At 54.6% G+C, this 10,454-nt stretch carries 10 protein-coding genes, 1 tRNA gene and 2 pseudogenes; 5 read left to right on the top strand and 8 right to left on the bottom strand.

The features are described 5' to 3' along the window. Positions 1-58 precede the first annotated feature (58 nt). A complete protein-coding gene (locus BLL38_RS29005; RefSeq protein ID WP_428839108.1) occupies positions 59-838 on the top strand; it encodes an alpha/beta hydrolase in 780 nt (259 codons plus the stop codon). A 640-nt stretch (positions 839-1,478) separates the two neighbouring features. On the opposite strand, the gene BLL38_RS28995 is transcribed toward BLL38_RS29005, so the two are convergent. From BLL38_RS28995 to BLL38_RS28985, 3 genes are all read right to left on the bottom strand, one after another. After that, the gene (locus BLL38_RS28995) at positions 1,479-2,912 is read right to left on the bottom strand and encodes an MFS transporter (RefSeq protein WP_076965272.1); all 1,434 of its coding nucleotides are present in this window, start codon (positions 2,910-2,912) and stop codon (positions 1,479-1,481) included. Beyond that, positions 2,909-3,991, bottom strand: a complete 1,083-nt coding sequence (locus tag BLL38_RS28990) for an MBL fold metallo-hydrolase (RefSeq protein WP_083743136.1) — start codon at positions 3,989-3,991, stop codon at positions 2,909-2,911. The genes BLL38_RS28995 and BLL38_RS28990 overlap by 4 nt, the downstream gene beginning before the upstream one ends. Before the next feature lie 345 nt (positions 3,992-4,336). Beyond that, on the bottom strand, positions 4,337-4,762 hold the full coding sequence (locus tag BLL38_RS28985) for a cupin domain-containing protein (RefSeq protein ID WP_083743138.1): 426 nt from the start codon (positions 4,760-4,762) through the stop codon (positions 4,337-4,339). A gap of 383 nt (positions 4,763-5,145) precedes the next feature. Between BLL38_RS28985 and BLL38_RS28980 the strand changes: the two genes are divergently transcribed. From BLL38_RS28980 to BLL38_RS31605, 4 genes and pseudogenes are all read left to right on the top strand, one after another. Continuing rightward, positions 5,146-5,526 carry a YidH family protein gene (locus BLL38_RS28980; protein WP_076965271.1) on the top strand — a complete coding sequence of 127 codons (381 nt, stop codon included), beginning with the start codon at positions 5,146-5,148 and terminating at the stop codon, positions 5,524-5,526. Positions 5,527-5,536: 10 nt separating this feature from the next. Continuing rightward, a complete protein-coding gene (locus BLL38_RS32085) occupies positions 5,537-5,866 on the top strand; it encodes a DUF202 domain-containing protein (RefSeq protein ID WP_076965270.1) in 330 nt (109 codons plus the stop codon). A 71-nt stretch (positions 5,867-5,937) separates the two neighbouring features. Next, positions 5,938-6,129 (top strand): annotated as a pseudogene (locus tag BLL38_RS31765) (hypothetical protein); the annotation flags it as partial. A gap of 43 nt (positions 6,130-6,172) precedes the next feature. Beyond that, positions 6,173-6,556, top strand: a complete 384-nt coding sequence (locus BLL38_RS31605) for an HAD hydrolase-like protein (RefSeq protein WP_242627634.1) — start codon at positions 6,173-6,175, stop codon at positions 6,554-6,556. A 518-nt stretch (positions 6,557-7,074) separates the two neighbouring features. On the opposite strand, the gene BLL38_RS28960 is transcribed toward BLL38_RS31605, so the two are convergent. The 5 genes and pseudogenes from BLL38_RS28960 to BLL38_RS30935 form a co-directional block, all read right to left on the bottom strand. After that, positions 7,075-7,150: transfer RNA gene (locus tag BLL38_RS28960), tRNA-Gly, on the bottom strand. 60 nt (positions 7,151-7,210) lie between these two features. Further along, positions 7,211-7,771: a CDP-diacylglycerol--glycerol-3-phosphate 3-phosphatidyltransferase gene (pgsA, locus tag BLL38_RS28955; RefSeq protein WP_029293776.1), complete on the bottom strand. Its 561-nt coding sequence runs from the start codon at positions 7,769-7,771 to the stop codon at positions 7,211-7,213. Positions 7,772-7,803: 32 nt separating this feature from the next. Then, positions 7,804-9,627 carry an excinuclease ABC subunit UvrC gene (gene uvrC / locus BLL38_RS28950; RefSeq protein ID WP_076965275.1) on the bottom strand — a complete coding sequence of 608 codons (1,824 nt, stop codon included), beginning with the start codon at positions 9,625-9,627 and terminating at the stop codon, positions 7,804-7,806. A 16-nt stretch (positions 9,628-9,643) separates the two neighbouring features. Beyond that, positions 9,644-10,285, bottom strand: a complete 642-nt coding sequence (gene gacA / locus BLL38_RS28945) for a response regulator transcription factor GacA (protein ID WP_029293774.1) — start codon at positions 10,283-10,285, stop codon at positions 9,644-9,646. A gap of 41 nt (positions 10,286-10,326) precedes the next feature. Continuing rightward, positions 10,327-10,454 (bottom strand): annotated as a pseudogene (locus BLL38_RS30935) (IS5/IS1182 family transposase); the annotation flags it as partial.

Below are 10,454 nucleotides of genomic sequence, written 5' to 3'. Positions count from 1 at the left end.
GCAGCGTCTGTCGTTGAAAGAGCATCACCATAATGGTGACGCGCTCCTCGGTACTCAGGTGGTTGTATTGGGTAGACATGGCAACACCTTACATGAGGTGTTGCACTTGCTCCTTGAGACCGCCCAGACCTTTGATCTGTGTTTCGCCAAAGGGCGTGCCAAAGCCAATCTAATCTATCTTCACGCCGGCTATTGGCAATCGCGGGATAAGGCACAGTTTCGCTTTATCGCCTCAGCCCTGACTGATCGCGGCTATAACGTAGCCCTGCTGAACTACCCACTTTGTCCTGAAGTGTCTGTCGCTCAAATAGTTGCCACACTAGGCCACGGCGTATTGTTCACCCGAACTGCACTTCCACTGAAGGAACAACTGCTGCCGCTTATCGTCGTAGGGCACTCAGCGGGAGGGCACCTTGCGGTTGAATTGGCAATAGCACAAGCAGCGCTTCATCAACGGCAGCAACCCATCTCAGCGATAGTGCCCATTAGCGGAATTTACAATTTAGAGCCGCTGATCGAGACCAGCCTAAATAAAAAATTGCTCCTCGATAGACGCCAAGCGCAGGCCTGCTCGCCGCTGACCCGCGTGACCGGAAATCTGGTTCCAGCAGCCTTTGTAGTGGGTGGCGAAGAAACACCAGCGTTTCTTGAGCAGAATCGCACCATGATGTCTGCATGGAGCCTTACTGATAGCCCAGCAACTTGCCTGGAAGTTGCCGGGCGGGATCATTTCACTGTTTTGCAAGAATTTGAGAGCCCCTCCGGGACTCTACTCAAACTGATCGAAACCATATATCAAGCGGTTTGCCCTGCTATCGATTGTGTTACATGTAAGTGATGATCAAACGGTTCTCCTGATAATCCCCCGAGGCCAGATCTCTGTCGTAGCGGGTCTTGACGTAGATGTTCCGCCGCGCTCAAACCAACGCCTTTGGTAGGCCACTCTGCACTACGCAGCTGAGGAAGATATTACGCTCACTTTCGACGCTCTGATCAGGGTGCTGTGGCCCCGATCGATACAGATACCGCACCGGTCGATCTTTCATGAGGTCCGCCTTGGTAGAAGTCAACATGAACATCTCCATCGGGTCTGCGGCAGCGCCGATGGCTATCCAACTTTTCTGGAACACCGACGCGGGCCCTTCTACATGTGCAAAGCATAACGAGTGGAAGCAGATTCATCGCCCGTAAAAAGCCAGGCCATTAAGCCGCATTGTTATTTTTATGACCACTTGCTGAAAAAATAGAAAAGTCCCACACCCAACTATCGAGCTCGTCGCCCCCTGACACAAATCCTGCTCGCTTTACCGGATCAGTGGAAGGCGCGACCAGACAGGTAAGGCAAGTAATAAAAAAGTCCGCCGGCAATACGCATAAACCAAGGCAACCTCTGGCTTGCGTTGAACTCTGCCAGCGGCGGTTGGGCGTAATCACGAGACGGCGGATGGACGCCTGCCGCTGGCGTGTTCGCCGTGCCCTTAAGTAAAGTACTGCTGAAGCTTCTTCGCCGTCCGGTCGGGATTTAGACAGAAGATGCTGATAAGGCCTACTGTCACCAAGTAAAAACCAATGTAGTCGAAAGAAGCGTTCATCCCTTCGGCCAACCGTTTGCTCATTTCCAAGGTCTGTGGCCCGCCTTTGACCATTTGCACGTAACCTGCACGCTCCATCAACATACCGACCATAACCGGCGCCACGATGCCCCCTAGAGACGCAATGGCAGTCAGAGTCGCCATGACTGCACCACGTTGTTTGGAGGCGACGCAAAAGGCCACTGCCGTCGGAGCGAGGGGAAAGGTCATAGCCAGTCCTGCGGCAATAACCAGCAAGGAGACCGCAGCGTATCCCTCCAGGTGAGGAAGAATCAGGAAGCAGACCCCGGACAAGATCAAGACGAAACCGAACGATGCGCCCAATGACAAGTAAACCGATAGGCCGCATCTCATCATTACGCGAGACGTATAACCCAACACACCCAGAGTCAGTGCGCCGAACAACCACGGAAAGGTAGACACTAGCCCCACCATTTCGGGTGAAAGCGACACTACCGCACTCAAGTAACGGGGCGACCACGTTGTCAGGAAGCCCTGAGCCCAAAAGCAACCTGCACCGGCGAGTGTCGCGATGATGAACATACTGGAGGAAAAAACCCGAAAAATGGGGACGTGTTTAAGACTGTCCGATTTTTCGGCAATGCTGGCTCGATCCTTGGGAGATGCCTGGTGTTTCGCACCTTCTGCGCGGAGAGCGCCCTCCTGATGCTTACCCTTGATATGACTGTAGGGGCCTTCTTTGGCGATCACCAGCCATAATGTTGACCAAATCAAGCCGACGAGACCGAGGAAACCAAATGCCCAGCGCCAACCCCACTGCGGATGGGCAATGATATAGGCAAGGATTGGCGCTGCAAAAATCGGCCCTAAGGTAGAGCCTATCGCCACCAGAGTGCTAGGCAAACCGCGCTCCCTGGCTGGAAACCAGCCGTGTACATGGTGCAGGGTAATTGGCATCGCAGGCCCTTCGGCAGCACCAAGCACTATCCGGGTTACAAGCAATACTGCAGCGCCTCCACCAAGCAACATCGGAAACTGCAAGACCGACCAAAGCACCCCCATGGTCAACAGAATCCATCGGGTCGGCACCTTAGCCGCAAGAAAGCCGACCCATATTGCGCTAACGGCGAAAAGAAAGAAAAACGCACTGCCGATAAAACCGAACTCACTCGCGGATAAACCGAGTTCACGCATGGCAGGCTCAGCAACCAATCCCAAAACGGCCTTATCGGCAAAGTTGATCATCTGAAAAATCACTAGCATCCCGGTGATAAGCCAGGCGCGGCGATTCATCTGCCCCGAAGCGAGCGCCGCCCGCAATGTGTGAGGCGGATAAGCAGTTTGAGTTAACTCCGTCATACGCACACCCCTACGTTTTCAGAGCTGTGCGAAACTTCGCTCAAGGATGCGGCGTTAATATTGCTACCTACGCGAAAGCTGTCGTTATCCTCTGCCGCAAAAACCTTACCGCTGAAGTCACGATGGGCGGCCCGGAGCATTTTTTCGATGTCAGCCGCGCCCGGCACATTGGGTACGATATGATGCAGAATCAATTGACTGACACCAGCCGCCTGGGCCACTTTTCCCACCTGCTCGTATGAAGTATGAGACTCCTCAAGGTGTACGGCGATTCCTTCGCGGGCAGGCCCTTCTGGAAAAGTGGCCAGGATCGCGTCCAGATCGATGACCTCATGCAGAAGCATGTCGGCACCTTTGGCCAGGCGGATGCAATTTTCCGAGTAAGTCGTGTCACCGGAAATCACTACCGATCCGTACTTACTGTCAATGCGGAAGCCAAAAGCTGGGTAGCATAAACGGTGGTCCACCAGAATGGCCGAAACAACGACTTGCGCGTCTCGATAAACCACAAAAGGATCCATGACTGGATGACGGGCTAGCACGGGATCAGCCTTGGCTTCGGCCGGCACCTCAATGTCGTGGCCATAAACCCACTGATTGGGGCTGGAACGCCCTTCGTCGGCCATGCGAATGGCTACGTCAGACGCAAAAACCTTGTTGATCAACGCATCCACGATATCAGCAGTACCGACCATCGGGTGATCTCCACCACAGCAACCGGGCACGACAAGACGATCGCCATGAGTATGCAGGACGGGTACACGTGGCGGTTTAGCGGGTCCGTAGACGTGAATCGGTTGACTAAAGGACTCTCCCGGCACTTGCCAGCCGGTAAGCAGATACGAACCCAGATCATAAATATGATCAGAATGGTGATGGGTTATGAAAATCGCTCTTAATTGATCCCAAGTACAATGAGACCGGTAGTTACGAATACTGCCCATACCACAATCAAAAACGTATGAACATCCATCAACCACAACCGCAGTAGAGATACCTGCACGACTAGCTGAAACCACTGGCCCACCACCAGTGCCGAGAGTGTGAACAGTCATCCCAGAATGCTTTACCTGGCTCATCCGACTACCTTTCTTGTTCTAGTTAATAAGAAAAATGGTTAATGCCAGATCAAATGTAATCCAAGAAACAACTTACCACTATGCAGTTTTCTCTTGTTCTTTATTCTTTTTCGCTTGCGACTTTATGATAAAGGCTACTTCAAGCCCTATGCGCAACAATCACGAGCGCATTCCGGGCGGCGGAGACGGCCAGAATGAACGGTCAGAGCAAGAACTTTAAGCGCTCAAAAATAAGCTGACCGTTGCGAATTAATCTCTAATTTTAGGGATGAATAAATAAGGGAAATTCACACCGAACTTACTCTTCGACCACAGCCGCCGTCCCTGGGCGGCTGAGCCTGTAGATCATTCAAAGTTCGGGGCTGTACCTGGCTTCGAGAATACGATATTGCGCAGAGCTGACAGTCTTACCACTTCTTCGGGACTGGATTGATTGTGCAATTCATCGAAGAGGCTGGACAGGTCGTTACCCGGACTAACCCAGAACAGTCCACGAGCAGGTTTATCCGAATCGATGCGATACGCATGAGTCGAACCACGTTGCCAACAAACATAATCGCCAGGCTTGGCAGTCATCCACTCACCATCTTTATACAGTGCATACTCACCCTCCAGAACAAATACGTGCTCATCCTGTATCGGATGAGTATGCGGCGGTATAAAGCTGCCAGGAGGATCGTAGGTCAACCAAGCAAAACTACTCTGCTCATCTCCGCCGAGAATCGGCCAATAAGAAGTACCCAGCACATTCCAAACTTTACGGCCAATCATAGACTTTATTTCGTCAACACCGAAAGGTAGTGGCACGTTTCGGTCTGAGCGTATTATTCCTGACTCCATATTCCACACCTCACTCAAGTAAAATCCATACACCATGACCTTTCCGGGCAATCAGAGCGCCTACTGATAACTGCTCTTCGACAAGCACTCCGATGCCGTTCTTAATCAAGAAAGACATTAGATAAATCCCCTCAGCTCTTGCTATGCAGATATTTGATTAAAATTGTGCTTTTTTATTATGAAGCTACCAAAAATTGAATATGGTTTACCAAAATATGCTCTAGTTTCAAAAAAAAATTCGCTCAAAATGACAAGGCAGACGGTCTTCGACTGCACGACACGACCCACTGGAACCGAATGGAAGGTTTTTTGCCATGTTGCATCAAATCGATGAAAAATCCCTTAAAGTCAGGTTCCGTAGGGCTTTCGCACTTGCCGATGGATGCGAACCCGATCCTCGCTTCACGCTAGCCAATGAACGAACCTTCCTTGCCTGGATCCGTACGGCCATTGCGCTTCTGGCCAGCGGAATTGCACTGGATGCGCTCCCGCTAGATCTATTTGCCGGGCGCCTGCAAATGCTGCTGTCATATACACTCACTGGTATGGCGCTGCTAGTTAGCGTTAACGCAACCCTACGCTGGCTCAATGTGGAGCGCGCCCTACGTCGCCGCCAATCTCTTCCGTACCCAATCCTGGCACCAATACTGGGTTTATTCGGCCTGATAGTTTCAACCATACTGTTACTGCCTTGAGGCCACCTGCGTGTCGAGCTCTGCCACCCCTCCCCTACATGACGACCGGGGCCTACAGCCCGAACGCACTGCGCTGACCTGGGAACGCACCGTACTCTCTACTTTGGTACTTGGATGCATCGTATTTCGTCATCCCCTGGCCCGCGACATTCCCATGATGACGCTAATGCTTATGGCTCTGTGTATCGGCTCTATCTACTCATTATTAATCATCGACGGCTATCGCCAGTCAGCGCAGCACATACGTGGAGAAAGCTCAGCTCCACGGCTAGGCGAGGTGCTGATATTAGGGCTGGGCGTTGCAATGTTAAGTAGTGCAGCATTGTGGGGTATGTTGTAAAGGTCAACACTGGGGAGCTTCCCGCCAAGCTTGAACAACTGCCCCATGGCTTTGAGGCACAGGCTGAAACGATGGAGCAGTCGTCAATGAGTTTGAAACTACTGTCAGGCGTCAGCCCCTTTGAAGAAGCCCCTTCGCTATCAGGAGGTCAACATGTGACTGATTCCACCATCATTATTTTCGATATGGACGGTACTGTCCTCGACTCGGCTCCCGGAATCCTTGAGAATTTGACGTATGCCATCCGTCAAATGGGCCATGATTTTATTCCCGGCGCCGAGACGCAGAAGTTATTTGGCCCCCCCAATGAACCAAATTGTCGCAGAACTTTTGGCGCCTTTCGCAGACGATCGAGTCGACGAGTACGTCCACCTGTACCGCTCCCACTACAGGGAGCAAGGGCTCTACAAAAGCTTTCCGTACACAGGCATCAGCAATGCGCTCAGTCATTTTTCGGACCGTCATTACTCGCTCTTTATTGCGACCTCGAAACGACAAGAGTTTGCTGAAAAAATGCTTACCTACAACGGATTGTTCAATGCTTTCCAGTCGATCTTCGGCACTTCGCCCGACGGTAACCTGGATGACAAGGCTGATCTGATGAAGACGCTGCTAGCATCCCTTGCGAAGCCCCCATCTAGCGTTTTCATGAGTGGAGACAAACGTGATGACTGCAGGCTGCGCAGCTAAATGCAATGATTCCGGTGGGTGCACTGTGGGGCTATGGGGCCGTCGATGAATTGAAAAACAGTGGGGCCCTGGCCGCCGATACACCCTGGGAATTACCCACCGTAGTTGACGGTCTGCTGCCCGCAGCTTGATAAGGAGCGACATGACCCCCACCGCCGCCAGCCCAGCAGTATCTAAAACGCCAGATTTTCCTGCCGCGGGCGGTCACGTTGAGCGCAAGCCCATCCGTGTCGCCCATCATGTAGTTTTCAGGCTTGCCGAACGGTCGTATCTCAGAGCGCCATAGCGAGCTCCTGAACAGAGTCAGGACCGGATGCTCGTCTCGCTATCCTAACTGCTCCAGCAAAAAACCGATTCAGTGCACATCCAAATCCAAAATCCTCATTCGGGACTTAAATCGGGACTTAAAGCACTGGATGGAGCTGGATTTCAGTGGTTCCTGCCGGAACGAAAAAAGGACCCGAAGGTCCTGATTTCAATCGCTTACAGAATTTAGTGGAACTCTGCAGCGCAATATTTGGAGCGGGAAACGAGACTCGAACTCGCGACCCCGACCTTGGCAAGGTCGTGCTCTACCAACTGAGCTATTCCCGCTTGGTGATGCGCATTCTATAGAATCCTCAGCACCCGTCAACCCCTTGATTCAAAAAAGTTTTATTTCTTTTCCACGGTCGTGCGCAGATGGGGCCAGGCGGCGCGCAAGTATTGCAGCATGGACCACAGGGTCAGGCCGGCGGCGATCAGCAGCAAGGCGTAGCCCAGCAGCACCCAGAAAGTGAAGTTAGACGGGTTGGCCAGCAGGATGACCAGCGCCAGCATCTGCGCGGCGGTTTTCCATTTGCCCATGTTGGACACGGCCACATGGGCGCGTGCGCCGATTTCGGCCATCCATTCGCGCAGGGCCGAGACGACGATCTCGCGACCGATGATCACGGCGGCCGGCAGGGTCAGCCACAGGTTGCCGTGCTCTTGCACCAACAACACCAGTGCCACGGCGACCATCAGTTTGTCGGCCACAGGGTCGAGGAACGCGCCAAACGGCGTGCTCTGCTCCAGGCGTCGTGCCAGGTAACCATCCAGCCAGTCGGTTGCGGCCGCAAAAGCGAAGACCGAACTGGAGGCCATGTAGCTCCATTCATAGGGCAAGTAGAACAACAAAATGAAAATCGGAATGAGCAGGACGCGTAGAACGGTGATCAGATTAGGGATATTCATCGGCACAACTGGCTACGAGGTGAGAAGGCATTCTACTCGCTGTGTAGGTTTGCATAAATCAACTCAGCGAGCTTTTTACTGATTCCAGGGGCTTTGGCTATTTCTTCAATGCTGGCACGGGACAATTCCTGCAATCCGCCAAAATGTTTCAACAGTTCGCGCCGTCGCTTTGGCCCTACACCCGCCACCCCTTCCAGGGTGGAGGTACGCCGGGTTTTTCCACGTCGGGCACGATGACCGGTAATGGCAAAACGATGGGCTTCGTCGCGAATCTGCTGAATCAGGTGCAATGCCGGTGAATCGCCCTTCAAGGTGAACTCATGGGCGGCATCATTCAAGTACAACGTTTCAAAACCGGCCTTGCGCGTCGCGCCCTTGGCCACGCCGAGCAGGATCAGGTCGGGCACCGCCAGTTCGTTGAGCACGTCACGGGCCATGGATAGCTGGCCCTTGCCGCCGTCCACCAGCAGGATATCCGGCAGCTTGCCCTCGCCGTCCTTGAGTTTGCTGAAGCGCCGGGTCAGGGCTTGGTGCATGGCGGCATAGTCGTCGCCCGGGGTGACGCCTTCAATGTTATAGCGTCGATAATCGGACTTGATCGGGCCTTCCGGGCCGAAGACCACGCAGGACGCCACGGTCGCCTCGCCGCTGGAGTGACTGATGTCGTAGCACTCCAGGCGTTGCGGCGGCTCGTCAAGCTTGAGCACATCGGCCAGCGCGTCAAAGCGCGCGGCCACATGCTGGCGGTTGGCCAGGCGCGCGCTCAGGGCCTGTTCGGCGTTGGTCACCGCCAGTTGTTGCCAACGCGCCCGCGTGCCGCGCACCCGGTGGCTGATGTCCAGCTCGCGGCCGCGCAGGGCGTGGATCGCATCAATCAAGGCGGGGAAGTCTTCGTGCACCACGTTGACGATCAACTCACCCGGCAAGTCGCGCTCGGGGCTGCTGACGTAGTACTGGCCAAGGAACGCGGCCATGACCTCGGCCACCTCCTCCTCGATGCCCGTCTGGGGAAAGAAGTTCTTGCTGCCCAGCACCCGGCCGCCACGTACGCTGATCAGGTGCACGCAGGCCCCGCCCGGGTTGACGAAGGCCGCAATCACGTCGACGTCACCGGTGCCGCCCTCCATGCTCTGCTGGTCCTGCACCCGCCGCAGCAGGGACACCTGGTCACGCAGTTCGGCGGCCCGCTCGAAGTCCAGGACACTGGCCGCCTGCTCCATGGCGCCGGACAGTTCGTCGGCCAGGGCATTGCTGCGCCCTTCGAGGAACATCACCGAGTGCCGCACGTCTTCGGCATATTCCTGGGGCTCGACCAGCCCGACACAGGGTGCCTTGCAACGCTTGATCTGGTATTGCAGGCATGGGCGGGTACGGTTCTTGTAGAAGCTGTCTTCGCACTGACGTACAAAAAAGGTCTTTTGCAGCAGGCTCAGGCTCTCGCGGATCGCCCCGGCGCTGGGGTAAGGGCCAAAATACTTGCCCTTGTGCTTCTTCGCCCCGCGATGGATGCTCAGGCGTGGGAAATCGCCGTCCGATAGAAACACGTACGGGTAGGACTTATCGTCACGCAGCAGAATATTGTAGGGCGGCCGCCATTCCTTGATCAGCGTCTGCTCAAGCAGCAACGCCTCGGTTTCATTGGCGGTGATGGTGGTTTCGACCTGGGCGATACGCCCCACCAGCGCGGCGGTCTTCGGCGCCAGGCCGGTCTTGCGAAAGTAACTGGCCAGGCGCTTCTTGAGGTTCTTGGCCTTGCCGACGTACAGCAGGCGCGCTTCGCTGTCGAACATGCGATACACGCCAGGCCGGCCACTGCAGGTCGCTAGAAATGCACTGGGATCAAACGCGGCGGTTATTTCAGTGGCTTGCATTTCAGGCGCTGGCGTCCACCATGCCGTGGCGAACCGCCAGCAAGGTCAATTCAACATCACTGCTGATGGACAGCTTCTCGAAGATTCGATAACGGTAGGTGTTCACGGTTTTCGGCGACAGGCAGAGCTTGTCGGAAATCGACTGGACCTTCTGGCAGCCGACAATCATCAAGGCGATCTGAATCTCGCGCTCGGACAAGGCATCAAACGGCGAGTCGCTGACCGGCTGAAACGACTTGATCGCCAACTGCTGGGCAATCTGCGGGCTGATGTAGCGCTGGCCGGCGAATACCAGGCGGATGGCCTGGACCATTTCTGCGAGGCCCGCACCTTTGGTCAAATAACCTGCCGCGCCCGCTTGAAGAAGCCTGGTAGGAAAAGGGTCTTCCTCACAGACAGTGACCACGACCACCTTGATATCTGGATGACTGCGCAACAACTTGCAGGTAGCGCCAAGACCACCAATCCCCGGCATCTTGACGTCCATCAACACCACATCGGGCTTCAATTCACGCGCCTTGATCAGGGATTCCTCTCCCGACTCAGCCTGGCCGACCACTTGCAGGCCATCGATGTCAGCCAGCATTCGTGTAATGCCTGTACGAACGAGATCATGGTCATCGACTACTAGCACCCTAATCAAGCAGACACCTCGCGAAATGGTCTTATAGGTTGCTGAACACCTTAGGCTCTGTACGTAAAGTATTGTCGCAAGCACCGCATAGCGCAGGCCAATGAGACCATCGCCGCAAAACTTGTTGCGAGCTTGTCGAAGCGCGTCACGATGCGACGGTTCTCCTTCAGCCAGCCAA

Origin of the sequence: Pseudomonas gessardii, assembly GCF_001983165.1 — a bacterium.
In the GTDB taxonomy this organism is placed as follows: domain Bacteria; phylum Pseudomonadota; class Gammaproteobacteria; order Pseudomonadales; family Pseudomonadaceae; genus Aquipseudomonas; species Aquipseudomonas gessardii.
Note: the sequence above shows the minus strand (reverse complement) of the source record. Positions and strands in the feature narration are given on the sequence as shown.

Bases quoted from the DNA above. Each gene is read 5' to 3' on its own strand.
- BLL38_RS28995 (WP_076965272.1), bottom strand. From the start codon at position 2,912: ATGACGGAGTTAACTCAAACTGCTTATCCGCCTCACACATTGCGGGCG.
- BLL38_RS28990 (WP_083743136.1), bottom strand. From the start codon at position 3,991: ATGAGCCAGGTAAAGCATTCTGGGATGACTGTTCACACTCTCGGCACT.
- BLL38_RS28985 (WP_083743138.1), bottom strand. From the start codon at position 4,762: ATGATTGGCCGTAAAGTTTGGAATGTGCTGGGTACTTCTTATTGGCCG.
- BLL38_RS28980 (WP_076965271.1), top strand. From the start codon at position 5,146: ATGTTGCATCAAATCGATGAAAAATCCCTTAAAGTCAGGTTCCGTAGG.
- BLL38_RS31605 (WP_242627634.1), top strand. From the start codon at position 6,173: ATGAACCAAATTGTCGCAGAACTTTTGGCGCCTTTCGCAGACGATCGA.
- pgsA (WP_029293776.1), bottom strand. From the start codon at position 7,771: ATGAATATCCCTAATCTGATCACCGTTCTACGCGTCCTGCTCATTCCG.